23 protein-coding genes and 1 riboswitch are annotated in these 24,609 nt (G+C 60.5%); of the genes, 9 read left to right on the top strand and 14 right to left on the bottom strand.

Annotated features, from left to right (window positions below):
- The first annotated feature begins 42 nt into the window (after positions 1-42).
- Complete coding sequence (locus tag JFT66_RS08035) at positions 43-960, top strand: transporter substrate-binding domain-containing protein (protein WP_198859078.1); 918 nt, start codon at positions 43-45, stop codon at positions 958-960.
- A 13-nt stretch (positions 961-973) separates the two neighbouring features.
- On the opposite strand, the gene JFT66_RS08030 is transcribed toward JFT66_RS08035, so the two are convergent.
- Together JFT66_RS08030 and JFT66_RS08025 are read right to left on the bottom strand one after the other, a co-directional pair.
- Complete coding sequence (locus JFT66_RS08030) at positions 974-1,693, bottom strand: 16S rRNA (uracil(1498)-N(3))-methyltransferase (protein ID WP_153871387.1); 720 nt, start codon at positions 1,691-1,693, stop codon at positions 974-976.
- A 58-nt stretch (positions 1,694-1,751) separates the two neighbouring features.
- Positions 1,752-3,158 carry an adenosylmethionine--8-amino-7-oxononanoate transaminase gene (locus tag JFT66_RS08025; protein ID WP_198859077.1) on the bottom strand — a complete coding sequence of 469 codons (1,407 nt, stop codon included), beginning with the start codon at positions 3,156-3,158 and terminating at the stop codon, positions 1,752-1,754.
- 272 nt (positions 3,159-3,430) lie between these two features.
- Between JFT66_RS08025 and JFT66_RS08020 the strand changes: the two genes are divergently transcribed.
- Positions 3,431-3,982 carry a cytochrome b gene (locus JFT66_RS08020; protein ID WP_034116206.1) on the top strand — a complete coding sequence of 184 codons (552 nt, stop codon included), beginning with the start codon at positions 3,431-3,433 and terminating at the stop codon, positions 3,980-3,982.
- Between the two features lie 32 nt (positions 3,983-4,014).
- The gene (locus JFT66_RS08015; RefSeq protein ID WP_034116205.1) at positions 4,015-4,614 is read left to right on the top strand and encodes a YceI family protein; all 600 of its coding nucleotides are present in this window, start codon (positions 4,015-4,017) and stop codon (positions 4,612-4,614) included.
- 68 nt (positions 4,615-4,682) lie between these two features.
- On the opposite strand, the gene JFT66_RS08010 is transcribed toward JFT66_RS08015, so the two are convergent.
- The 5 genes from JFT66_RS08010 to ahcY form a co-directional block, all read right to left on the bottom strand.
- Positions 4,683-6,578, bottom strand: a complete 1,896-nt coding sequence (locus JFT66_RS08010) for a DEAD/DEAH box helicase (RefSeq protein WP_034116204.1) — start codon at positions 6,576-6,578, stop codon at positions 4,683-4,685.
- Positions 6,579-6,800: 222 nt separating this feature from the next.
- Positions 6,801-7,604, bottom strand: coding sequence for a substrate-binding periplasmic protein (locus tag JFT66_RS08005; RefSeq protein WP_034116203.1), 804 nt, complete (start codon positions 7,602-7,604; stop codon positions 6,801-6,803).
- 62 nt (positions 7,605-7,666) lie between these two features.
- On the bottom strand, positions 7,667-8,749 hold the full coding sequence (locus tag JFT66_RS08000; RefSeq protein WP_034116202.1) for a hypothetical protein: 1,083 nt from the start codon (positions 8,747-8,749) through the stop codon (positions 7,667-7,669).
- Positions 8,750-8,828: 79 nt separating this feature from the next.
- Positions 8,829-9,674 carry a methylenetetrahydrofolate reductase [NAD(P)H] gene (gene metF / locus JFT66_RS07995; protein ID WP_034116201.1) on the bottom strand — a complete coding sequence of 282 codons (846 nt, stop codon included), beginning with the start codon at positions 9,672-9,674 and terminating at the stop codon, positions 8,829-8,831.
- 178 nt (positions 9,675-9,852) lie between these two features.
- Positions 9,853-11,262, bottom strand: a complete 1,410-nt coding sequence (gene ahcY / locus JFT66_RS07990; RefSeq protein WP_034116200.1) for an adenosylhomocysteinase — start codon at positions 11,260-11,262, stop codon at positions 9,853-9,855.
- A gap of 21 nt (positions 11,263-11,283) precedes the next feature.
- Positions 11,284-11,390, bottom strand: a riboswitch (S-adenosyl-L-homocysteine riboswitch).
- Between the two features lie 198 nt (positions 11,391-11,588).
- Between ahcY and JFT66_RS07985 the strand changes: the two genes are divergently transcribed.
- The 3 genes from JFT66_RS07985 (at position 11,589) to JFT66_RS07975 (ending at position 14,973) form a co-directional block, all read left to right on the top strand.
- A complete protein-coding gene (locus tag JFT66_RS07985) occupies positions 11,589-11,993 on the top strand; it encodes an acyl-CoA thioesterase (protein ID WP_034116199.1) in 405 nt (134 codons plus the stop codon).
- Between the two features lie 100 nt (positions 11,994-12,093).
- Entirely contained in the window at positions 12,094-14,013 is a 1,920-nt protein-coding gene (locus tag JFT66_RS07980; protein ID WP_198859076.1) for a patatin-like phospholipase family protein, read from the top strand.
- A gap of 72 nt (positions 14,014-14,085) precedes the next feature.
- Positions 14,086-14,973, top strand: coding sequence for a formate/nitrite transporter family protein (locus tag JFT66_RS07975; RefSeq protein ID WP_034116197.1), 888 nt, complete (start codon positions 14,086-14,088; stop codon positions 14,971-14,973).
- On the opposite strand, the gene JFT66_RS07970 is transcribed toward JFT66_RS07975, so the two are convergent.
- Positions 14,967-16,226, bottom strand: a complete 1,260-nt coding sequence (locus tag JFT66_RS07970; protein WP_034116196.1) for a cation:proton antiporter — start codon at positions 16,224-16,226, stop codon at positions 14,967-14,969. The genes JFT66_RS07975 and JFT66_RS07970 overlap by 7 nt on opposite strands.
- Before the next feature lie 102 nt (positions 16,227-16,328).
- On the opposite strand from JFT66_RS07970, the gene JFT66_RS07965 reads away from it, so the two are divergent.
- Together JFT66_RS07965 and JFT66_RS07960 are read left to right on the top strand one after the other, a co-directional pair.
- On the top strand, positions 16,329-17,162 hold the full coding sequence (locus JFT66_RS07965) for an EamA family transporter (protein WP_034116195.1): 834 nt from the start codon (positions 16,329-16,331) through the stop codon (positions 17,160-17,162).
- A gap of 31 nt (positions 17,163-17,193) precedes the next feature.
- The gene (locus JFT66_RS07960; RefSeq protein ID WP_198859075.1) at positions 17,194-17,580 is read left to right on the top strand and encodes an MAPEG family protein; all 387 of its coding nucleotides are present in this window, start codon (positions 17,194-17,196) and stop codon (positions 17,578-17,580) included.
- Between the two features lie 60 nt (positions 17,581-17,640).
- Here JFT66_RS07960 and mltA read toward each other — a convergent pair whose 3' ends face one another.
- Complete coding sequence (gene mltA / locus JFT66_RS07955; RefSeq protein ID WP_153837473.1) at positions 17,641-18,834, bottom strand: murein transglycosylase A; 1,194 nt, start codon at positions 18,832-18,834, stop codon at positions 17,641-17,643.
- 129 nt (positions 18,835-18,963) lie between these two features.
- On the opposite strand from mltA, the gene JFT66_RS07950 reads away from it, so the two are divergent.
- The gene (locus tag JFT66_RS07950; RefSeq protein ID WP_198859074.1) at positions 18,964-19,413 is read left to right on the top strand and encodes a c-type cytochrome; all 450 of its coding nucleotides are present in this window, start codon (positions 18,964-18,966) and stop codon (positions 19,411-19,413) included.
- 6 nt (positions 19,414-19,419) lie between these two features.
- On the opposite strand, the gene JFT66_RS07945 is transcribed toward JFT66_RS07950, so the two are convergent.
- The 5 genes from JFT66_RS07945 to JFT66_RS07925 form a co-directional block, all read right to left on the bottom strand.
- Entirely contained in the window at positions 19,420-19,815 is a 396-nt protein-coding gene (locus tag JFT66_RS07945; RefSeq protein ID WP_034116191.1) for a DUF1090 domain-containing protein, read from the bottom strand.
- A 39-nt stretch (positions 19,816-19,854) separates the two neighbouring features.
- Positions 19,855-21,516, bottom strand: a complete 1,662-nt coding sequence (ligB, locus tag JFT66_RS07940) for an NAD-dependent DNA ligase LigB (RefSeq protein ID WP_198859073.1) — start codon at positions 21,514-21,516, stop codon at positions 19,855-19,857.
- Between the two features lie 98 nt (positions 21,517-21,614).
- On the bottom strand, positions 21,615-21,965 hold the full coding sequence (locus tag JFT66_RS07935) for a hypothetical protein (RefSeq protein WP_034116189.1): 351 nt from the start codon (positions 21,963-21,965) through the stop codon (positions 21,615-21,617).
- Positions 21,966-22,177: 212 nt separating this feature from the next.
- Positions 22,178-23,368, bottom strand: a complete 1,191-nt coding sequence (gene metK / locus JFT66_RS07930; RefSeq protein WP_003194964.1) for a methionine adenosyltransferase — start codon at positions 23,366-23,368, stop codon at positions 22,178-22,180.
- Between the two features lie 19 nt (positions 23,369-23,387).
- Positions 23,388-24,383: an ArsR/SmtB family transcription factor gene (locus JFT66_RS07925; protein WP_034116188.1), complete on the bottom strand. Its 996-nt coding sequence runs from the start codon at positions 24,381-24,383 to the stop codon at positions 23,388-23,390.
- Positions 24,384-24,609 lie beyond the last annotated feature (226 nt).

Raw genomic sequence — 24,609 nt, 5'->3', positions numbered from 1 at the left:
AGTACTGGCTCCAACTACAGCTATAGCGAGCGATATTGCCCTATGCAAAAAACAGTCGTGAGCCGTAGCCTTTGCAAGGCTTGCGCTGCGGTTTCGTTGGTGTTGGTAGGGCACTTGGCATCAGCGAGCGAATTCAGCGCAACCTTGAAAAAAATCACGACGAACCAGCAAATTTCCGTTGGTTATCGTGATGCGTCAGTACCTTTCTCGTATATAGGCGATCAAAGCGGCAAGCCGATGGGGTATTCGGTGGACCTCACGCACAGGATCGTCGAGCGTATCCGGGAACACACCGGCCTGACAAACCTGCGCGTCAAGTATCGTCTAGTGACGTCCCAGACCCGCATTCCATTGGTGCAGAATGGCACCGTGGACCTGGAGTGTGGCTCCACCGGGGTGACCGCCGAACGGCAGAAGCAGGTGGCCTTTTCCTATGGGTTCATCTATGTGAAAGGGCAGCTATTGACGGCCCAAGACAGCGGCGTCAATGGCTTTTCCGATCTCAAGGGCAAGAACGTGGTAACCACCGCCGGCACCACCAACGAGCGCTTTCTCAAACGCTACAACGCCGAGCATCAGAGCAACATGTTCGTGATCAGCGCCAGGGATCATGGCGAAGCGTTCAAGATGCTCGAGACCGGCCGCGCCGTAGCGTTCTATATGGACGATGCATTGCTCTACGGCGAGCGCGCCAAGGCCCGGGACCCGCACCGTTGGGTGGTAGTGGGCAAGGAGCAATCGCGGGAGATCTACAGTTGCATGGTACGTAAGGACGACCCGCAGTTTCTCGCGGTGGTGAACCAGACCTTGGGCGATCTATACCGCTCGGGGCAGATCAACGGGATTTACCAGCGCTGGTTCGAGCAGCCGATTGCGCCGAATGGGTTGAACCTGGAATTCCCGATGACCAGCGAGTTGAAGGCGATCATCGCCCAGCCGGTGAGTGATCCGGTTGAGTGATCACCTCCCAGATTTAGAAGTCGCCCCAGAGTTGCTGGGCGACGGCCAGCGCTACCACGGGTGCGGTTTCGGTGCGCAATACCCGTGGCCCCAACCGCGCGGCATGGAAGCCAGCGCCCTGGGCGGTTTCAACTTCCCCATCCGTCAAGCCACCTTCCGGCCCGATCAGAAACGCCAGGCTTGATGGCTTGGCGTGGCTGACCATCGGCTCGGCCACTGGGTGCAGCACCAGCTTCAGGTCGGCGTCGACCTGTTTCAACCAATCCGCCAGCAGCAGCGGTGCATGAATGACCGGCACCGTCGAACGTCCACATTGCTCGCAGGCGCTGATCGCCACCTGGCGCCAGTGCAGCAGGCGCTTGTCGGCGCGTTCGTCCTTGAGGCGCACTTCGCAGCGCTCGCTGAAGATCGGCGTGATCGCGTTGACACCCAGTTCGGTGGCTTTCTGGATCGCCCAATCCATGCGCTCGCCCCGGGACAGGCCCTGGCCGAGGTGGGTGTGCAGGGGTGATTCGGCCTGGCCGGCGAAGCTTTCGGTTAGCTGCACGCTGACGCGTTTTTTACCGACTTCCAGCAACGTGCCCCGAAACTCTTGGCCAGAGCCGTCGAACAATTGCACGGCATCGCCCTCGCCCATGCGCAACACACGGCTGATGTAGTGTGCCTGGGCTTCGGGCAGTTCGTGATCACCAAGGCTGAGCGGGGTGTCGGTGAAAAAGCGGGACAGTCTCATTTCTGTTCTCTGAGGTGTGCAGGGCGGACGCGGAGCGTGGGTACGATCATGGGGAAGATCAGCCTGGGTCACGGAAGCCTGGGTGGAAGTCCTTGGGCACCGCCACACTGACTTTGCTGTTGGTGGCGATATCGATGCCTTCACTGGCGACCTCGGCGAGGAAGTCGATCTGCTCCGGCGTGATCACATAGGGCGGCAGGAAATACACCACGCTGCCCAATGGCCGCAACAGTGCGCCGCGTTCCAGGGCATGCTCGAAAACCTTCAGGCCACGGCGTTCCTGCCATGGGTAGGCGGTCTTGGTGGCTTTGTCCTGCACCATCTCGATGGCCAGCACCATGCCGGTCTGGCGGACTTCCGCTACATGGGGATGATCGACCAAGTGCGCGGTGGCAGTCGCCATGCGCTGGGCCAGGGCCTTGTTGTTTTCGATGACGTTGTCTTCTTCGAAAATATCCAGGGTCGCCAGGGCCGCGGCGCACGCCAGCGGATTGCCGGTGTAGCTGTGGGAATGCAGGAAGGCGCGCAGGGTTGGGTAGTCATCGTAGAAGGCGCTGTAGACGTCTTCGGTGGTAACCACCGCCGCCAGCGGCAGGTAGCCGCCGGTGAGGGCCTTGGACAGGCACAAGAAGTCCGGACGGATGCCGGCCTGTTCACAGGCGAACATGCTGCCGGTGCGACCGAAGCCCACGGCGATTTCATCGTGGATCAGGTGCACGCCGTAGCGGTCGCAGGCTTCGCGCAGCAGCTTGAGGTACACCGGGTGGTACATGCGCATGCCGCCAGCGCCCTGGATCAGCGGCTCGACGATGACCGCCGCGACGGTGGCGTGGTTGTCGGCCAGGGTCTGCTCCATGGCCAGGAACATGTTGCGCGAGTGCTCCTCCCAGCTCATGCCCTCGGGACGCAGGTAGCAATCCGGGCTGGGCACCTTGATGGTGTCGAGCAGCAGCGCCTTGTAGGTTTCGGTAAACAGCGGCACGTCGCCCACCGACATCGCGGCGATGGTTTCACCGTGGTAGCTGTTGGTCAGGGTGACGAAGCGCTTCTTGTTTGGCAGGCCACGGTTGAGCCAATAGTGGAAGCTCATCTTCAGCGCGACTTCGATGCAGGATGAACCGTTATCGGCGTAGAAGCAGCGGGTCAGGCCCTCAGGCGTCATCTGCACCAGGCGCTCGGACAGCTCGATCACCGGCTGGTGGCTGAAGCCCGCGAGGATCACATGTTCCAACTGATCGACCTGATCCTTGATGCGCTGGTTGATACGCGGGTTGGCGTGGCCGAACACATTGACCCACCAGGAACTGACGGCGTCGAGGTAGCGCTTGCCTTCGAAGTCTTCCAGCCATACGCCTTCACCGCGTTTGATCGGAATCAGCGGCAGTTGCTGGTGGTCTTTCATCTGGGTGCAGGGATGCCACAGCACCGCGAGGTCGCGTTGCATCCACTGGTTGTTCAAGCCCATCGGTTATCTCCTCGAAGCGGTCCTGCGGCGGGCGCAGGTGAAACAATCGCGCAAGCCTATGCAATGGTGGCGCGTGTCACAAGCCATTGTCAGAGAATTGGCAGTAAATGCAGGACGGTCTGTCACGTTTCTTGGGAATAGTCTTAATCCCTTGTTAATTTATGATGCCTAGCCTCTTCATCGTATTTCTCGATATTTCAAAGCGAAATTTTCCGCTTTAATTCGATAGGTAAATCGCTAGTCTTGGGCACAGTTCTTACGGGATTAAGTACATGCAGCTACGCAATTCGCCCGCCCGCTATGGCTGGGTCAGCATGGTTTTGCACTGGGGCGTAGCCTTGGTGGTGTTCGGTCTGTTCGCTCTGGGCCTGTGGATGGTTGGTCTCGACTACTACAGCGCCTGGCGCAAAGATGCTCCCGACCTGCACAAAAGCATTGGCATCACGCTGTTCGCCATCATGCTGGTGCGTATCGTCTGGCGCCTGGTCAGCCCACCGCCACCGCCGCTGGCTAGCTATAGCCGTATGACGCGGATCGGTGCGGCATTTGGGCACGCGTTCCTGTATGTGGGGCTGTTTGCCGTGATGATTGCCGGTTACCTGATTTCCACCGCAGACGGTGTCGGTATCCCGGTGTTTGGTCTGTTTGAAATTCCTGCCGTGGTTTCCGGTCTACCGGACCAAGCAGACACTGCTGGTTGGGTGCACCTGTACCTGGCCTGGGTGTTGGTGGTCTTCGCCGGCTTGCATGGCGTGGCCGCGTTGAAACACCACTTTATCGATCGTGATGCGACCCTGACGCGAATGCTGGGGCGCAAAGCCTGATGTTCAACCTCGACTCATAAGGAATAGAAAGCATGTTGAAAAAAACACTCGCTGCGTTGGCAATCGGTTCTGCCCTGCTGTCCGCAGGTTCGGCGATGGCTGCTGACTACGTGATCGACAAGGAAGGCCAGCACGCCTTCGTCGACTTCAAGATCAGCCACCTGGGCTACAGCTACATCACCGGTACCTTCAAGGACCTGGACGGCAAGTTCAGCTTCGACGCCGCCAAGCCAGAAGACGCGAAGGTTGAAGTGAATGTTCGCACTGCCAGCGTGTTCTCCAACCACGCCGAGCGCGACAAGCACGTCAACAGCGCAGACTTCCTGGAGTCGGGCAAATTCCCTGACGCCAAGTTCGTCTCCACCAGCGTCAAGCCAACCGGCAAGAACGCTGATGGCAAGCAGACTGCTGATGTAACTGGCGACCTGACCTTCCATGGCGTAACCAAGCCTATCGTGGTCAAGGCTACGTTCCTGGGCGAAGGCAAGGACCCTTGGGGCGGCTACCGTGCCGGCTTTGAAGGCACCACCTCGATCAGCCGTAAAGAGTTCGTTCCGAAGGGCATGGACGTAGGTCCACAGTCCGACGTGGTTCAGCTGTACATCACCTTTGAAGGTGTGAAAGCGAAGTAATTTTCGCCGCGCATACAAAAATGCCCCGCATCTTTCGATGCGGGGCATTTTTTATGGCGCGTTGAAACTCAGCGGTTGCGGGTCAGCAGCGCTGGTTTTTCACCACGAGGACGGCCTGGCAGTTGGTCCAACTGCTCGGGTGTCGGGAAGCGATCAGCTTTCGACTCCTTGTGGATGATCTTCGGCGCCGGGCCGCCACGCGGGTTTTGCACCGCTGGCTCGGACAGGCGTGGCTGGTCGTCACGGGCCGGGCGGCGGTTGTTGCTGCGCGAATCTTCGCGACGCGCCTGGCCATCACGCGGTGCACCATTACGCGGGCCGCTGCGCTTGGCAGGCGGGGTACCGGTGGTGCCGCCGCTGCTGTTGCGTGGACCGTTCTGACGACCGCCCTGAGGCTGGCCGCCACGCGGAGCACCTGCACCTGCACTGGCGCCTTGTGCCGGGGCACCTGGACGACGGCCACGGCCCTGGGCAGGCTTGGCCTGGGGCACGTAGTCGACGCGGTTACCGAAGTTATCCACATCGTCGTCGAGGAATTCGTCCGGGGCACGGTCGGCGGCTGCGGCGCGTGGTGGCTGGCTCGGCTGGCGCTGTTCGCGGGCCGGGGTGCCTTCACGAGGCTTCTGCTCACGGGCTGGGCGTTCGCCACGGCCGTTGGTCGGCGCTTTTTCCTTGCCGCCTTTGTCCTTGCCCTTATCGCGACGACCACCGCCGCCACCGCCGCCGTTCGGGCCATCGCCCTTCGGACCGCGTGGGTTGCGTGGGTTACGCACATCCGGACGCTCGCGCGCTTCAGGCTTCTCGGCCTCCACGGCGCTGGCATCGAAGCCCATCAGGTCGCCGTCGGCGATTTTCTGCTTGGTCATGCGCTCGATGCTTTTCAGCAGTTTTTCTTCGTCCGGCGCGACCAGGGAAATGGCCTCGCCCGAACGCCCGGCACGGCCAGTACGGCCGATACGGTGCACGTAGTCTTCATCGACGTTTGGCAGCTCGAAGTTGACCACGTGTGGCAGTTGGTCGATGTCCAGGCCGCGGGCGGCGATATCGGTGGCTACCAGGATGCGCACGGAACCGGCCTTGAAGTCGGCCAGGGCCTTGGTACGCGCGTTCTGGCTCTTGTTGCCGTGGATGGCGACGGCGGTGAGGCCGTGTTTGTCCAGGTACTCGGCCAGGCGGTTGGCGCCGTGCTTGGTGCGGGTGAACACCAGTACCTGTTCCCACGCGCCGGCGGTGATCAGGTGCGCCAGCAGTGCACGCTTGTGGCTGGCGGCCAGGCGGAACACGCGTTGCTCGATACGCTCGACCGTGGTGTTCGGCGGTGTGACTTCGATGCGTTCCGGGTTGTGCAGCAGCTTGCCGGCCAGGGCGGTGATGTCCTGGGAGAACGTTGCCGAGAACAGCAGGTTCTGACGTTTGGCCGGGAGGCGAGCGAGGACCTTTTTCACGTCATGGACAAAGCCCATGTCGAGCATGCGGTCGGCTTCGTCCAGCACGAGGATTTCCACGTGGGACAAATCGACGCTGCCTTGGCCGCACAGGTCAAGCAAACGACCGGGGCAAGCCACCAGCACATCAACGCCACGGGACATGGCTTGAACCTGTGGGTTCATGCCGACGCCGCCGAAAATGCAGGCGCTGACGAACTTCAAGTCGCGGGCATACAGCTTGAAGCTGTCGTGCACCTGGGCGGCGAGTTCGCGGGTAGGGGTCAGGACCAGTACACGCGGTTGGCGTGGGCCGTGACGCTGGGATTTGTCCGGGTGACCGTTGGGAAACAACCGCTCCAGGATCGGGAGGGCGAAACCGCCGGTTTTACCGGTACCTGTCTGAGCCGCAACCATGAGGTCGCGACCTTGCAACACGGCGGGAATGGCCCGCTGTTGCACCGGAGTAGGCTCGGTATAGCCCGCTGCCTCGATGGCGCGGACTAAAGCCTCGGAGAGACCGAGGGAAGCAAAGGACATGAGTAATCCTGTTTTAGTTAGGGCTTGGCCCAAAGGGATAATCTTGCCGGGCGTGAATGGCGCTTAGGGGAGCGCAATCCCGTCCGGTCCTGCTGCGTCTGGCGGGCACTCCACCGGCTCGCGCGGGCTGCAAAGCTGCGCAGTAGCTGGGTTGGGTGCCTTTTTCAAGACCTCAGCGGCCGGGCGTAAGCCTGGCGGAAAGGCCGGAGTATAACAGAGCAATCACGGTGCGCTGCTTTCCTGCTGCTCAACGGCGTGCCTGCGGGCTGGCATCGTCGCTGTTTGCGGGTGTATTCCAGCATATTTGGCACTCAAGGAGGCATAGGCCGGCTCTTGCTTGAAGCGCTTGAGCTCGGCGGCAAAGCGTTGTACCAGCAGGTCCATGCCTGCGCCACGCCGTACCGCGAGGAATTGCTGCTGGTGGCTGACTACCACCGATGCCTGGCTGACCTTGCCCTCCAGGCCCAGCGCCTTGATCACGTGCTGCCCTACTCGCCGGTCAGTCACCACCATATCGATACGCCCGAGCATGAGCTTGCCGAAATTGGCTTCATGGCTGGGGGCGGGTTCACGCTGGAATGCGCTGGACTCACTGAATGCATCGCCATAGAGGTAGCCGGGGGAAATACCAACGGTCAGGCCACGCAGGTCATCCAGCGTTTCGGCGGGGTGAGGGCGTTCGTTGGCGTAGAACAGCACGAATTCGACTGCTGACAAGGGCTCGCTGGGATAGAGCAGCAGAGCGTCACGGTCCTGGCTGTGGAAGATATCCAGCGCGCCGTCGGCATGGCCCTGTTCGAGCATCGCCAGGCAGCGCTTCCAGGGCAGGAACTGCCATTGCACCTCCACGCCCAGGCGCTGGAAGACGATCACAGTGGTTTCATAATCCAGCCCGGCCATGCTGCCGTTGTCCTCATAAACGTAGGGGGCCCAGGGCTCGGTGACAATGCGCAATTTCTCGCCATAAGCGGCCAGGCTCAGGCAAGCAAAAAGTGCAGCGGTCAACAGCTTGAAAAGGACAGGCATACCTGAGGTTACGACGCTCCCGGAAGAAAGAGAAGCTCTGGCACGCGCATTGGCGGGCGGCCTTATTTCACCGGAGCGTCCAGTAGGTGTTCGTGGATCGCGGCACGGCGCTCGCCCAGAATCAGGCGCACCACGGGGTTGGCGAACCAGTGTTCCAACTGGTGGGCATCGATCGGGCGCTTCTGGCGTTCTTCCTGGTTTTGTCGGGCCTTGTCCCACCAAACCGGGCCGCAGGCCTGGTCGAATTCGTTCTCGTGTTCGTAGCAGCCGTAGAGGATCTCACGGATGAACTGTTGCTGGTGCTTGGGCAGCAGCAGGGTAATCAGCTTGTACATCAGGCGCTGCAAGCGCGGCGGGCGCGGCAGGTGCGAGGAGACCTGGCGAGTATCGGCCAGGGCTTGCGCGCTGGTCGGGGCGCTGGCGTGCTTGGCGATCCACGCCTTGACCTTGGCCCGGAACAGCTGCTTGCGGCTCCAGTAATGATGGATCAGGTCTGGGCACTCGCGCACGTTGACGGTGCGGTAGGCGGCGATGGACAGGCAGAACTCTTCCAGGGTGTAGGCGCCCTGGGCGTGGGGGAACAGTTCATCCATCAATTCGATGGAGCGGTCGAGGATGTGGGCATCCTGTTGGGTCAGGCCCATGACCCCGGAGTTGAGGGTCATCATGTCATCGTCGGCCACGCCCATGTCCAGCAGGCGCTGGTGCAGGGCGGTGTAGAGGATGCTTTCGTGGTTGTCGCCGTACTTGGTGTAGAAGGCGTTGCACAGCAGGGTGCCGGGCTGTACGCGTTCGAACAGGGCCATGGGCGAATGGTGGAAGAAGGTGTCGGTGTCGATCAGCAACGCCACCGGGGATTCTTCCAATACTTGGCGCAGCACCACGTGTTTGGTGCGGAAGTGATAGCCGTGGGGCTCGCTCCAGCGTTTACGCGTGGCGTCGTCGAGGGGACGCACGCGTACTGGCAGCAGGCGATAAGGCTCGGGGTTGTCGCTGAATACCTGGATGTCCACGTTCGCGTCCGGGGTGTCCTGCAGGAACGCCAGTGCGCTGGCGATGCTGAAGACTGCTTCCTGGTGGTAGGTCTCGGCACCGAAGACCAGGTAGACCAGTTGCGGGCGGGAAGTCGGGGGCACTGTATTCATGGACTGCGGGGTTCCGTGGGTCACGTAAAACGACAAAGGCCCTCGTCTGGACGAGGGCCTTGGCACAACCGGTCAAGCCTTAGCGTGGCAGCTTGAGGTTGTTCCAGACAGCAAGGCTCGGTTCAGCCTGGTTCAGGGTATAGAAATGCAGCCCTGGCGCACCACCTTGCAATAATTGCTCACACATTTCGGTGATGACCTGCTCGCCGAACGCCTGGATGCTCTTGACGTCGTCGCCATAGGCTTCCAGCTGCTTGCGCACCCAGCGTGGGATCTCCGCACCGCAGGCGTCGGAGAACCGCGCCAGCTTGCTGTAGTTGGTGATCGGCATGATGCCCGGCACGATCGGGATGTTCACACCCATCGCCCGTACACGCTCAACGAAGTAGAAGTAGCTGTCGGCGTTGAAGAAGTACTGGGTGATTGCGCTGTTGGCGCCAGCATTGGCCTTGCGCACGAAGTTCTGCAAATCGTCTTCGAAATTGCGCGCCTGTGGGTGCATCTCCGGGTAAGCGGCCACTTCGATATGGAAGTGATCGCCGCTCTCTTCGCGGATGAAGCTCACCAGCTCGTTGGCGTAGCGCAGCTCACCGCTGGCCATGCCCATGCCGGATGGCAGGTCGCCGCGCAGGGCAACGATGCGCTTGATGCCGGCTTGCTGGTAATGGGTGAGCAGGCCGCGCAGGTCGTCCTTGCTGTCGCCCACGCACGACAAGTGCGGAGCGGCGGGAACTTTGACTTGGCTTTCCAGCTGCAACACGGTGTTGATCGTGCGGTCGCGGGTCGAACCGCCGGCGCCGTAGGTGCAGGAGAAGAAGTCGGGGTTGTAGCTGGCCAACTGCTTGGCAGTCGCCATCAGTTTTTCATGCCCAGCATCGGTCTTGGTCGGGAAGAACTCGAAGCTGTAGCGACGGTCTTGGGACATGGTAATAACCCTATGAAACTCAGATACCGGAAGTCATGCACCGATTTAATGTGGGAGCGGGCTTGCTCGCGAATGCGGTGTGTCAGTCGCCGAATGTATGGGCTGATACACCGCATTCGCGAGCAAGCCCGCTCCCACACAAGCCCGCCCCCACAATAGAGAGCGGGCAGCAGGCAAATCAGTAGCGGTAAGCGTGCGGCTTGAACGGACCTTCAACCGTCACGCCGATGTAGTCGGCCTGGGTCTTGGTCAGTTGAGTCACTACGCCGCCAAAGCCGCGGACCATTTCCAGGGCCACTTCTTCGTCGAGTTTCTTCGGCAGTACTTCCACGGTCAGGCGCTCGGCTTTCTGGGCCGGCGAGAGGTCGGCGTATTTCTGGCCGAACAGGAAGATCTGGGCCAGTACCTGGTTGGCGAACGAGCCATCCATGATGCGGCTTGGGTGGCCAGTGGCGTTACCCAGGTTAACCAGGCGGCCTTCGGCCAGCAGGATCAGGTAGTCATCGTTCTGCGGGTCGAAATCACCAGCGCCGGTACGGTGAACCTTGTGTACCTGTGGCTTCACTTCTTCCCATGCCCAGTTTTTGCGCATGAAAGCGGTGTCGATTTCGTTGTCGAAGTGACCGATGTTGCACACCACAGCACGCTTTTTCAGGGCTGCGAGCATGTTGGCGTCGCAGACGTTCACGTTACCGGTGGTGGTGACGATCAGGTCGATCTTGCCCAGCAGAGCCTTGTCGATGCTGGCGGCGGTGCCGTCGTTGACGCCGTCGATGAACGGCGAAACCACTTCGAAACCGTCCATGCAGGCTTGCATGGCGCAGATCGGGTCAACTTCGGAAACCTTGACGATCATGCCTTCCTGACGCAGGGACTGGGACGAACCCTTGCCCACGTCACCGTAGCCGATCACCAGGGCTTGCTTGCCCGACAGCAGGTGGTCGGTGCCGCGCTTGATCGCGTCGTTGAGGCTGTGACGGCAGCCGTACTTGTTGTCGTTCTTGCTCTTGGTCACCGAGTCGTTGACGTTGATGGCCGGGATTTTCAGCTCGCCCTTGGCCAGCATGTCCAGCAAGCGGTGTACGCCGGTGGTGGTTTCTTCGGTCACGCCGTGGACGCGGTCGAGGATCTGCGGGTACTTCTTGTGCAGCAGCTCGGTCAGGTCGCCGCCGTCGTCGAGGATCATGTTGGCATCCCATGGCGCGCCATCCTTGAGGATGGTTTGCTCCAGGCACCACTCGTACTCTTGCTCGGTCTCGCCTTTCCAGGCGAATACCGGGATACCGGCAGCAGCGATAGCGGCGGCGGCCTGGTCTTGAGTCGAGAAGATGTTGCAGGACGACCAGCGCACTTCGGCACCCAGGGCAACCAGGGTTTCGATCAGTACGGCAGTCTGGATGGTCATGTGGATGCAGCCGAGGATCTTCGCGCCCTTGAGCGGCTGCTCAGCGGCGTACTTGCGACGCAGGCCCATCAGGGCAGGCATTTCGGATTCGGCGATAAAGGTTTCGCGACGGCCCCAGGCAGCGAGGGACATGTCGGCGACTTTGTAGTCGTTGAAATCTGCAGGCGTAATTACAGCGCTCATGAAGAGCCTCCATTCGTAGTGTGCGAATGGGCGCCGTTGTGCGTTTAGTATCAGGCCAGGGCAACCGGGCCGGACAACGCCCCATCCGAGCCTGACAGGTTGAACCTGCTGCAGCGCCCCTCGGACAGGTGGCGGGAGAACGGTATCAATCGAAGATGACCGTTTTGAAGCGGGGGCGATTATAGCCGTGTACGCCGTACTTCCCAAGCCTTTCCGTCAGCGGCATGAAGATCGCTCATGGGGTTGATAGGCAATGGCTCATAGAGCTTGGGCCCAGGCTCTGCCATGATGTTTCCCATCATTTCGCAAGACGCTTTGGAGTGACCATGAACTTCCACACCCGCAAATGGGTAAAACCTGAAGACCTCAACCCCAACGGCACCCTGTTCGGTGGCAGCCTGCTGCGCTGGATCGACGAAGAAGCAGCCATCTACGCCATCGTCCAGTTGGGCAACCAACGCGTAGTGACCAAGTACATCTCCGAAATCAATTTTGTCAGCGCCTCGCGCCAGGGCGACATCATCGAGCTGGGCATCACCGCCACCGAGTTCGGCCGCACCTCCATTTCCCTGACCTGTGAAGTGCGCAACAAAATTACCCGCAAAAGCATCCTGACCGTGGAAAAAATGGTCTTCGTCAACCTCGGCGAAGACGGTTTGCCGGCGCCCCACGGGCGTACCGAAATCAAGTACGTGAAGGACCAGTTCAAGGACGACGGCCTTCCCGAGTAACACTTGCGCCGCGTGATTTGCTTTACCAAATCATTCCGCATGGATCATTCCGAGGCTCTCTCAACACTCAGGACTACATCCTGTAGAGAGAGCCCCGTGTATGAAAGTATCCAGTTCGGCTGTACACCATCAACCCCCACTGCCTCAAACCACCGACCAGGACGTGAAGACGCCTTTGGTCAAAGGCGTGGGCGAGCGCAACCTGAGTATTTATCGTCACGGCGATGGGCGTGTGGAGGTGGTGTTGTCACCGCCCCCGCCGGCACACTTGGTGCTCAGTGGCGGTGGCGCCAAAGGCATTGCTTTCCCGGGCATGGTGCAGGCGCTTGAAGGCGCCGACAAACTCAAAGGCATCAAGGTGGTCTCCGGCTCCTCTGCCGGTGCGATTTCCGCAACGCTGCTTGCCAGTGGCATGGACGCCCAGTCGTTCACGAAACTGTCGAACAACCTTGACCTGCCCAGCTTGCTCAACAGCAAAGACCCGGTGATGGCCTGGTTGCAGGATGCCAGTTCCACGCTTGGCAAGCTCGCCGGAAAACTGCCTGGCCCGGCCGGTAATATTTCTCAACTGCTGCTGACCCTGTTGCCGCGCCTGCAAACCGAGGCGCAGCCCCTTGAGGACTTGATTCGCAACGAATCGCGTCAATCGATTCTTGCCCATATCGCTGCGATGCCTGCGGCCAACCGACCACCCGAAGTCACGCAAATCGCCAGCAAACTCAGCGCCGGAGCAGGGCCCACCTTTCGCGACCTGGAGGTATTGAGCCGCCATATCCCGGCGATCAAGCAACTGAACATCACCGGCACGGGCATGTTCGATGGCCGCCCGCAGTTGGTGGTGTTCAATGCCAGCCTGACACCGGATATGGACATCGCCCGTGCTGCACGTATTTCGGGCGCGTTGCCGGGCCTGTTCAAAAGCCCGACCGAACAAGGCCATGGGTTCCAGACGGTCGCGCAGGTCACGGCTTTTCAGGATGGTGGACTGCTCCTCAATACGCCGGCCCCTGGTGTCATCGAGCGTTCTTTTCCAGAGAGCCCACTGGGCAAGGACGAATCGCTGATCGTCAAATTCGAGTCCGAAGATACGTCAGCACCGCCCCAAAGCGGAGGTGTTTTCAGTTATCTGGCGGACACTTTCACCGGCACGCCGCATACCGCTGCTGAGGCTTACCAAAATGACCGGCTCAACGATTTTGTGGCGCAGACGGTCACGTTGCCGCTGAACTCGGAAAAAGGTGATTTTCGCGGCCTGCTTAACGGTACAGTCAACTTCACCATGACCCCGGACCAGAAACAGTACTTGCAGGTCAAGGCCCATCAAGCGGTACTCGGGCACCTGGCAAAGCGCGAGGTGGTGCGTGAGCGCCACGAGTTCGCTTCGGTGGACGATGCCGTGATGGCGATGGATGATCAAATGCTGGCCAGTGTGCAGAATGAGCTGCAGAAGGACCCGGCCAGCGCAGACGCGTTGCGGTTTCGCAAGGAGGCGCAACAGGCATTACAGGCGCTGGACAGTGCAATTGCCGAAGCTAATCAGTCCAGCACGTCCCTGGTAATCACGCCCAAGTTAGCCTCGGCGCTACGCAACCTGGATGCCCTGGCGCGCAGGCCAGAGGATATCGACTGGCTTGGCAAGCGCCTGAATGCGCCGGGCCATCGTAATTTCCAGCAGCTTTTGCAGGTGGGCGCCAAGCTGGCATCGGGCAATGCATCAGGCATGTCCAAAGTGTTGGACAGTGCCATTGCTGAAATGCAAAGACGGGATATCAAGGTCAAGGCTGAAAACTTTACGCGGGAGGTTATTTACCCATCGCTATACCGGCCTGGCCAGCCGGCAGCCAACGTTGAGCTGTTACAGCGCGCGGTGCGTGACCTGGGCGAGGCAACGACCCCGGCTGACTTCAACAGCGTGCTCGACGGCATCATCAAATATTATCAAGCGCGCAATAAGCCCTGGAAAACACCGTTCAGCTCCACCACCGTGGAACAGGCCAAGGCCTGGCGTATTCCGGTTTAGTTGCCGAGGCCGCTGAACAGCTACCGCCGCGGCGTGTCGTAGCTACAGGCACCCCTTGGACTCTGGTACATCATGGCCACTCAAGCAGACGGCAAGACCCCCAACCTGTCGCAGGAAGAGCAGCAGGACGTTGACAAGAACCAGCCGCCGCGCGCGGCTGTGTTGCACGAAATCATCCGCACCCAAGGCGACCAGGAGCTGGAGCGCAGTGTCGCCGCCTTGTGGTGGTCGGCACTGGCCGCCGGGCTCACCATGGGCCTATCGCTGATGGCCATGGGGTTGCTCAATTCACGCCTGCCGGACGCTGAGGCATTCAAAGTGATTGCCAGCTTTGGCTATTGCGCGGGGTTTCTCGCAGTGATCCTGGCGCGCCAGCAACTGTTCACTGAAAACACTCTGACGGCCGTGCTGCCGGTCATGAGCAAGCCTACGCTGGGCAATGCCGGGCGACTGCTACGGCTATGGACAGTGGTGCTGGTGGGTAACCTGTGCGGTACGTTGCTGGTGGCTTACGTGATGTTGCACCTGCCGATTTTCGATACCAAGACCGACATGGCTTTCCTTGAGATCGGCCGCAAAATCATGGAAAACGACCCCGGGCAAATGTTTGCCAAGGGCATTGTTTCCGGTTGGATGATCGCGACTATGGTGTGGATGATCCCGTCGATGGAAAGCGCCAAGTTGTGGATCATCATCCTGATCACCTACCTGATGGCGCTAGGGGATTTTACCCATATCGTGGTTGGCTCGGCGGAAGTGTCGTACTTGGTGTTTGCCGGCGAGTTGCCGTGGAAGGACTTCTGGCTGGTCTTCGCCGGACCGACCCTGGCCGGCAACATCATCGGCGGCAGCTTCATCTTCGCGCTGATCAGCCATGCGCAAATTCGCAGCGAGACCAGCCTGCCGGGTAAAGCGGCTGCGGACCCAAGGCATCCGCAACAGCTCAATAAGGATCAGTGAAGTTCAGGCGTGGCCTGAGGCTCATCCCGGGTCACGTGCTTGACCAGCTTGCCGATGCTCAAGCCCTGCAACAGGATCGAAGACAGCACCACGATGTAGGTGATGCTCAGCAACAAGTCACGCTCCGGGCCGAGTGGCAGGGCCAAGGCCAGTGCTACCGAGACGCCACCACGCAAACCGCCCCAGGTGAGTATGCGGATCGTACCGCGTGGCACCGTGCGCCAGCGCCGCAGCAGCAGGATCGCCGGGGCCACGGTCAGCAGGCGCGAGAGCAGGATCGCCACCGCCAGCAAACTGGCCGCGAACACGTGCAGCCAGTTGAACGGCAATAGCAACAGCTCCATGCCGATCAGCGCAAACAGCAAGGCGTTGAGCATGTCATCGAGCAGTTCCCAGAAGCCATCCAGGTAGCGACGCGTCATGTCGTTCATCGCCAGCTTGCGTCCCAGGTTGCCGATGATCAGCCCTGCGACCACCATCGCAATCGGCGCGGAAACGTGCAGTTCCGAAGCCATGGCCGAGCCACCGATCACCAGGGCGAGGGTCAGCATGACTTCGATCTGGTGCTGTTCGATGCTTTTGATCATCAGGTACACGAGGTAGCCGATCAGCCCGCCAAAGACCACGCCGCCAATGGCTTCGTGGGCAAACAGCATGGCGGTGGCGCCCACGGTGGGTGTCTCACCCAACTGCGCGATGCCCAGCAGCACGGTAAACACCACCACGGCAGTACCGTCGTTGAACAGCGACTCGCCGACGATGGTGGTTTTCAACGGTTTCGACGCGTTGGCGGTACGCAGCACGCCGAGCACTGCGATCGGGTCGGTGGGGGAAATCAGTGCGCCGAACAGCAGGCAGTAGAGGAAGCTGACGTGCCAGCCAAACAGGGCGAAGATGTAGTATGCCAGGCTGCCGATCACCACGGTGGCAATCAACACACCAAAGGTTGCCAGCAGGCCGATGGGCCAGCGATAGCTGCGCAAATCGTTCAAGTTGACATGCAAAGCACCGGCGAACAGCAAGAACGAGAGCATCCAGTTCATCAGCAAATCGCCAAAGTCGATCTGGCCGATCAGTTGCTGGACGCGTTCCTCCAGGCCCGGGTAGCCGAGCACGCTCAGGCCTTGCAGGATCAGCGAGAAGATTAGCGCGGTGACCATCACGCCGATGGTCGGCGGCAGGCCGATAAAGCGGAAGTTCACATAGGTGAGCAGGGTGGTGAGGCAAATGAAGGCGGCGACAAGTTCAAGCATCCGGGGTCCTTGGAGCAGGGGAATGTAGGCGCACGGGTGCGCGGAGGCAGCGTTTAGTATAAACAGGTGCAGTTACATGAAGAATCAATTGAGGAGGTTCTAGTGGTAGCGACAGCACTGGTGCTGGTAGCGGCGTTGTTGCATGCGACGTGGAACACCTTGATCAAGTTCAGTGGCGAGCGCCTTTTAGTCATTGCCTGCATGGACAGCGTGGCGTTGTTGTTCGTGGTGTTTGCGGTGGGGTTTGTGTCCTTGCCGCCGCTGGAAATCTGGCCGTGGATCATTGCCTCGGCGTTGTTTGAATTGCTCTATCGCTATTTGTTGATCCAGGCCTATCGAGTCGGTGACCTGGGCCTGGTGTATCCGTTGATGCGCGGTTTGTCGCCGTTGGTGGTGCTCGTGCTGACCCTGGTGTTTGCCGGCGAAGTGCTGAGTACCCAGCAGGTTCTGGGGATCCTGCTGATCCCGTTCGGCATGTTGTGCCTGTTGTGGCAGGGCGGTGGTGGTGACCGGTTGCCCTGGTCGATGCTACCGGTGGTGTTGCTGATCGGCCTGTGTATTGGTTGCTACACCTTTCTGGATGGGCAGGCGCTACGGCGCTGGTCGCACCCGTTGGATTACCTGGTGTGGCTGACGCTGATCAGCGCCTGGCCGTTTCCGTTGCTGGCGCTGGTGCGCAAACGCGCGGCGTTCAGCCTGTTCTGGCGCACTCAGTGGCAGTTGGGGCTGAGCGTGGGGTTATGCGTGTTGTTGAGCTACGCTTTGGTGCTTTGGGCCATGCAGTTGGGCTCGATTGCCGAGGCCGCCGCGCTGCGGGAAGTCAGTGTGATCCTGGTGGTGTTGTTCGGTATGCGTTACCTGAAAGAACCTTTCGGCCGCCCACGGCTCATAGCCTGTGGGTTGGTGTTGATCGGCATGTTCGTGATGAAACTCTAACCGTCTGATAAATCCAAAAAAGGAATGAGTGATGACAGTGGCTTTCTGGTGTGTGTTGATCGCAATCTTTCTGCCGTACCTGTGCACAGGTGTGGCCAAGTTCAGCGGCGGCAAGTTCGGGCCGCGGCAGAACCACGACCCGCGTGCCTTCCTCGATTCCCTCGAAGGCTTCGCCAAACGCGCCCACAGTGCGCAACTCAACAGCTTTGAAGTGACCCCGGCGTTTGCCGCCGCTGTGATCATCGCGCACCTGGCCGGCACGGCGTCGCTGGTGACCCTTAATGTACTGGCGGTGCTGTTTATCACCAGCCGCCTGCTGTACATCATCTGCTACCTGGCGGACTGGGCGATGTTGCGGTCGTTGGTGTGGTTTGTGGGGATGGCTTTGATTGCGAGCTTTTTCTTCGTCTCGATCTAGGGGCTGACGCAAACCCTATGTGGGAGGGGGCTTGCTCCCACATTTGATTTTTAGCGCCTGTCAGGTACCTGCTGGTGCATCCGGTACCTGGGGCAACGTTGCACCCTTGGGCCACAACATCCAGATCTGCCCTTGTTGCTTCATATTCCCTGCCATCTCGCCCGCGGCGTCACCCGTGCCCCAGAACAAGTCTGCGCGCACTTCGCCAGTGATTGCGCCCCCGGTGTCCTGGGCCGCGACGGGTCTTGTGATCGGTGAGCCGTCGGGTTTAGTGGTCGACAGCCACAGCAGGCTACCCAGGGGGATCACCTTGCGATCCACTGCCACGCTGTAGCCGGCGGTCAGTGGCACGTTCAGCGAGCCGCGTGGGCCTTCGTTACTGTCGGGGCGGGCGCTGAAGAAGACGTAGCTGGGGTTGCTCGCCAACAGTTCTGGAATGCGCTGCGGGTGTGCCTTGGCCCAGGCGCTGATGGCGCCCATGGTCACATCTTCTTTTTTCAGCTCGCCTTGCTCTACCAGCCAACGGCCGATAGGGCGGTAGGGGTGGCCGTTCTGGTCGCCATAACCGACACGCAGCTGGCGCCCGCCGGCGAGTTGAATACGCCCCGAGCCCTGAATCTGCAGGAATTGCAGGTCCATCGGATCGGTCAGCCAGGCAATCGGTTTGGCGGTGGAGCCTTGGCTGTTGAGGGTGCTGGCGTCGTCATAGGGCTTGAGCACACGGCCTTCCAGGCGTCCGCGCAGGCGCTTGCCCTTGAGTTCGGGGTAGATGCTTTCAAGGTTGACGATGATCAGGTCATCCGGCACGCCGTATACCGGCACGTGGGCGCTGGCAGTTTCGGTCAGGCTGCCGGGGTAGACCGGCTCGTAGTAGCCGGTGATCAAGCCGTGTGGCGTGTTGTCAGCCGAACGCAGGCCGAATACATCCAGGTGCTCCTTGAGGAAGCCACGCACCGCCACGGCATCGCCGGGTACGCTGGCCGCTGCGGCGCAGGTCGTGCCCCAGACCGGGTCGGCCTTGAGGCGCTGGCAGGCGCTGCGCCAGGATTCAAACCCGGCCAGTAAATCGCTGTCGGAGACAACCGGCAAGGCTTCCCACGGAGCGCTTACATAGGTGGCTACAGCGTGAGGTTTGGCTTCTTCCTTGGCGACTTCCTTGCCGGTGTCTTTACCTGCATCGCAGCCGGCCAGCAGTGCGATCATCGGCAGAGCCAACGCCAGGCGGCGGCTCCAGGGTTTCAAGGTGACATTCATCTAAGCAATTCCTGAAGCGGTTGCCCGTGCTTCATTGCATTCGGACAACCCTTATTATTAATAGGGCTATTGGTCTTTGTGGGCGGTGCGAGGATACTGGCCGCCGTTTCCCGTGACCTTGAAGCCATCATGATGTTAAAAAAACTCACCGTTGTACTGCTGGCCTGCCTGGCCTTGTCCGCCTGTGGCGGGGTTGACCCCAATTCTCCCCTGGGTCAGCGCAAGGCGATCTTCAAGCAGATGCTCAAGACCGGCGAAGACCTGGGCGGCATGTTACGTGGGCGTATCCCGTTCGATGGCGCCAAGTTTGCTGAGGGTGCGGTCAAGCTGGATGCCTTGTCCCATGAGCCGTGGAAACACTTCCCGAGCGTGCGCGAAGAAGACCGCACCAGTGCCAAGGACGACGTGTGGCAAAAACAGGCGCAGTTCCAGCAACTGGCCCGCGACCTTGAGGCGGCCACCGGTGAGTTGGTGATCGCCAGCCAAGTGCAGCCCTACAAGGCCAGCAACCTGGGCCCGGCGGTGCAAAAAGTCGAAGATGCCTGCAGCGCCTGCCATAAACAGTTTCGCGACCACTGATCAGTTTTACTGGTCGAGTTCTTCCACCGCGTCCTGCAACTCTTTGCGCGATTCTGCCAGCTTGTCCTTACGCTTGTTGATCTTGTCCGGGTCGCCTTTTTTCATCGCCTTGTCGAGGTCGGCCTGACGGCGGCTGACTTCGTGCTTGGCGTCCAGCACCTTGTTCTCGCGCTCTTTGCGCAGGGAAGCATCGGTGCAGTGGGCGGTGACTTCAGCCAGGGCTTTTTCCAGACCGGCTTGTTGTTGGCTGTTACCGTGGGCCTTGGCCTGTTCAATTTGGGTGCTGATGGCCTGGCGCTTGGCGGCGCAGCCGCTGAGCGGTTGCACGTCTTCGGCGGCCAGCAGCGGCGTGGCCATGAAGGTTGCGAGGGTCAGCAGGGCAAAGGGGGCGAGAAATTTCATATAAAGCTCCAAGGTCGCAATCAGGTGGCCGGGCGGGGTTCAAAACCCATCTACCCCGGCTCCGCGTAATGTTTCAGCCAAGGCCTGTACCTGCGGGTCGCGAAAAAAAGCGCTGAGTTGCGCCGCGCGCCCCGGGCCGATGCCGTCTGAGGCCTGCCAGGCTTGGGTGTCTTTGGCGACCAGCGTCTGCCAGTCGCCTTCCAGGTTGTTGCGCGCCACCGGCGGTACGCCCAGGGCCTTGAGCCATTGTGAAAAAGGGCGTTGCCGAGCGCTTTGAATACTGTCGAGCACCCGCGCACGGGTGCGATCACCGAAGCCCTCAATGGTAGCAAGCTGCGTCGCATCCAGGGTTAACCAATCGAGAAAGCCTGCGATTAGACCGGCCTGGATCAATATGTTCCAAGTCTCACGGCCTATATGCGGCAAGGCCAGGCCTTGTCTGCCGCTCAGCCAGGTCAAGCGGGCGAGCAATTGATCTTCGCAGCCGGGATCCAGTTGCCAACAGCTCAGGGCGTGAAAATCCTGGGGGTCGGGTATCGGCACCTCCATGCGTGTTTCGTTGCGCAGGATCACCTCGTCCAGCCGAGGAATCACCTGGCCCGCCAGACTGATTGACACGTGGTCGCCAGGGCGGATATCCAGGATCTGCCAGCGTTTCAGGGAGCTGGCGCTGACCCGGCTGATCTGCCGATCATCCAGCCGAACGGGTTCCAGTTCGAGAATAGGGGTGATGCGCCCGGTGCGACCCACCCTGAACTGCACCTTGCGCACCAGTGCCAGGGCTTTGATAGTTGGGTACTTCCAGGCAACCATCCAGTAAGGCGCACTGGCTTGCCAGCGCTTGCCCGGCGCCCGCGCAGCCTGGTGCAGCACCACGCCGTCGCTGGCAAAGGGCAGTGGTGCGTTGTACCAATGTATGCGCCAATGCGCGGCTTCGCTGATGTCCACAATGGGATGACTGTAACGTTGGCTGTCGGTAAACCCCCAGTGGGCCAGGGTGGACAGGCGTTCGTTGAAGTCCGTGGGGCCGTCTGGCCAGGCCCAGACGAATAAACCGATCCCTGCCGCCTCGGCGTCGCTCAACTGGTGACGGTTCATCAGCCCGGCCACTTTGCTGCGCGCATTGAGCCCACCCTTCATTGATTGCACATGGTGGTCCAGACGCCAATAGAGTTCGCCTTGCAGCACCACATCAACTACATCTGGCAGTTGTTGGACGATGCCGGGGATCTTCGCAGCTGAGGCTGACCAGTCGTGCCCCAGCAAACCATCGCCTCGGCTGATGAGCTGCTGCAAGCGACCCTGACGATACACCAGGGTCACCGCGACGCCGTCGACCTTGGGCTGGACCCATACGTCTTGACGGGTGCTGAGCCAGTCACTGACTGCCGATGCGTCCAATAGCTTTTCCAGGCCCGTGTGCGCGACCGGGTGAGGTAATGTGCCGCGCGAACTGGCCAGCGGGTTGTCAGCTTTCGGCGTGGGCTGGCGAGCGCATTCGCGCCAATGCGCGAGGCGCTTGCGGGCCTGGTCATAGAGTTCGTCGCTGACAGGGGACTGGCCCTGACGGTGGTAACCGTCGTCCCACTGGCTGACTTGCCTGGCCAGGGTGTCGAGTTGCGGGTGAACGTCATCGGGGCACGCTTCGGCCCACGCCAAGCCCGGTAGAACGCTGATAAAAAAAGCCATTAACACATGCATGCTGAGCATCCTTGCCCGAAAGGAGCGCCCAGCCTAAGTGATTCACACGGCCACAAAAAAGCCCCGTCTGAGCGGGGCTTTTTACCGAGTGTTTCTGTTTACTTGAACAGACCACCCAAGGCTTTCACTGCGTCGTTGTTTTCAGCCTTGGCCTGCTGCTTTTGCTGCTTGGCGTCGACCTTGGCCTGTTTTTCAGCGATTTTGTTGCAAGCTTTGTTTACCTGTTCCAGCGCGGACTCATACGCCCGCACTTTCAAGATGTCGTTCTTGGCGTTGGCCGCATCGATCTTGGTTTGCAGGTCTTTGGCTTGCTGCTGGCAGTCGCCGGCATTGCCCCCACCGAGTTGGGCACTCAGGGCGCCGCTCAGTGCGTTCAGGTCGGCGGCATGGGCCGGCAGGGTGAACAGGCTGAGCAGAAGGGCGGCAGGGGCGAGCGTGGAAATGCGCATGAAAACCTCAATGTTCGATTGCCTGCGCGTTTATCCGTCCCGGGCGGGCGCAGTGCAATATCCAAATAAGGTGAAGGGCCCGAGAGGGCGCGGATTCTAGTGGGCCATCATTTGGCCTGCAAGCTTTGGATCCAAAAAATCTGAGATTGGCTTTCCAGACACTAAAAAGCCCCGCCGGGCAGGCCCGGCGGGGCTTTATGTACCTCGAACGATTACAGGCCGGCGGCGGTGCGCAGGTCGTTGGCGCGGTCGGTTTTTTCCCAGGTGAAGGTGCTGAAGGTGTCATCGCCAACAGTCTTCTGCGCAGGGGTACGACCGAAGTGGCCGTAGGCTGCGGTTTCCTGGTACATCGGGTGCAGCAGGTCGAGCATGGTGGTGATCGCGTAAGGGCGCAGGTCGAAGATCTCACGCACCAGCTTGACGATCTTGTCATCGCTGATCTTGCCGGTGCCGAAGGTATTCAGCGAGATCGACGTAGGCTGGGCTACACCAATGGCATAGGAAACCTGGATTTCGCAACGCTCGGCCAGGCCGGCAGCCACGATGTTCTTGGCCACATAACGACCTGCGTAAGCCGCGGAACGGTCAACCTTGGATGGATCCTTGCCGGAGAACGCGCCACCGCCGTGACGGGCCATGCCGCCGTAGCTGTCGACGATGATCTTGCGACCGGTCAGGCCGCAGTCGCCCACCGGGCCGCCGATGATGAACTGGCCGGTCGGGTTGATGTGGAACTGGGTGTCCTTGGTCAGCAACTCGGCAGGCAGCACGTGCTTGACGATCAGTTCCATCACGCCTTCGCGCAGGTCGGCGTAGGACACGTCCGGGTTGTGCTGGGTCGACAATACAACGGCGTCGATACCCACTACCTTGCCGCCTTCGTAGCGGCAGGTGACCTGGGACTTGGCGTCCGGGCGCAGCCATGGCAACACGCCAGACTTGCGCGCTTCGGCCTGCCTTTGCACAAGCTGGTGCGAGAAGGTGATCGGCGCCGGCATCAGCACGTCGGTTTCGTTGCTGGCGTAGCCGAACATCAGGCCCTGGTCGCCTGCGCCCTGGTCTTCAGGCTTGGCACGGTCGACGCCCTGATTGATGTCGGGCGATTGCTTGCCGATGATGTTCATCACGCCGCAGGTCGCGCCGTCGAAGCCGACGTCGGAGCTGTTGTAGCCAATATCGGTGATCACGTCACGAACGATCTGCTCGAGGTCGACCCAGGCCGTGGTGGTGACTTCGCCGGCGATGATCGCCACGCCCGTTTTCACCAGCGTCTCGCACGCCACGCGGGCGAACTTGTCTTCAGCGATGATAGCGTCCAGCACCGCGTCAGAGATCTGGTCGGCGATTTTGTCCGGATGCCCTTCAGACACGGACTCGGAGGTGAAAAGGGAGTATTCGCTCATCTCGATGTTTTCCTGATATTTACCGATGGTGAGTGTCGCCAGCCGGTCGCTGAAAATGGCGGACCTGAATCTGGAAACCATTACGTAAACCTACATAGAGGCTTTCCCCGGGAACGAGTCCCGCAGCGGTGGCCCAACGGGCCAGATCGTCCTGTTCAAAACCCAGCCAGAGATCACCGCAGGCCTCCTTGGCCCAATTCTGGTTGTGGCTGCATAAATCCGTAACCAGCAGGCTACCGCCGGGGTGCAGTAACCCGGCCATTTGCTTGAGGGCGTCGGCCGGGGCGGCGAAATGGTGCAAGACCATGTTCAGCACCACGCAATCGGCCCGCAGGCTGGTGTCACTCAGGGCGTCGGCCAACTGCAGCCGCACATTGCCCAGGGCTTCGCGCTCACAGAGCTGGCGCGCCAGCTCGAGCATTGCCGGGCTGTTGTCCAGCGCCGTGACCTGTTCAAAGCGGCGCGCCAGTTCCGGCAGGAAACCGCCGTCGCCAGGGCCGACTTCCAAGGCCGTGGCCTCCTTACTGAAGCTCAGCTTGTCCAACAGCGCCAGTACGCTTTCGCGGTACTGGGCCAACCCGGCGATCAGGTCCTGCTGGGCGCGAAACTTGTCGGCAACCCGGGAGAAAAAGTCCTGGCTGGCGGCGGCGCGTTGCCCGTGCACCTGGCCGATACGCGACTGCACATCGCTCGGCAGGCCCAGGTTGTCCACTTCTTCGAGCAGGGCAGCGTGCAATTTGCCGCCCAGCAGCTCGGTATGCGGCAGGGCGCGGCGGTAAAAAATCGCGTTGCCTTCGCGGCGCGTTGCCACCAGGTCGGCCTGGGCCAGTACCTTCAAATGGTGGCTCATGCCGGACTGGCCAATGGCAAAGATCTGCGCCAGTTCCAGTACCCCGAAGGAATCGTTTGCCAGTGCGCGCAATACGTTCAAGCGCAACGGATCACCGGCGGCCTTGCATAAGGCTGCCAATTCATCGCCGTTGTCAGGACGCAGGGAGGGCACGGGTAGGTTCATAAGGCCAGCAGTCTAGTGACGGGTGTAAATCCCTGCAAGGGCAATATCAAAAAGTTTTGATATTGATCGATAAGTGGCGGTTATAAGCAGCCGCTATAACCTTTAGACGAACCGGTTAAAGGTTTCTGCAAGCGATTGCCGCCCAAAGCACAGGAAAAACACCCTCAAGTGACTATCTGTCATTGCCCGCAGGCGGTGGCTGAGGGAAAATGCCGGTCCTTTTTTC

This window comes from Pseudomonas sp. MF6755, assembly GCF_016405635.1.
GTDB lineage: Bacteria > Pseudomonadota > Gammaproteobacteria > Pseudomonadales > Pseudomonadaceae > Aquipseudomonas > Aquipseudomonas haemolytica.
Note: the sequence above shows the minus strand (reverse complement) of the source record. Positions and strands in the feature narration are given on the sequence as shown.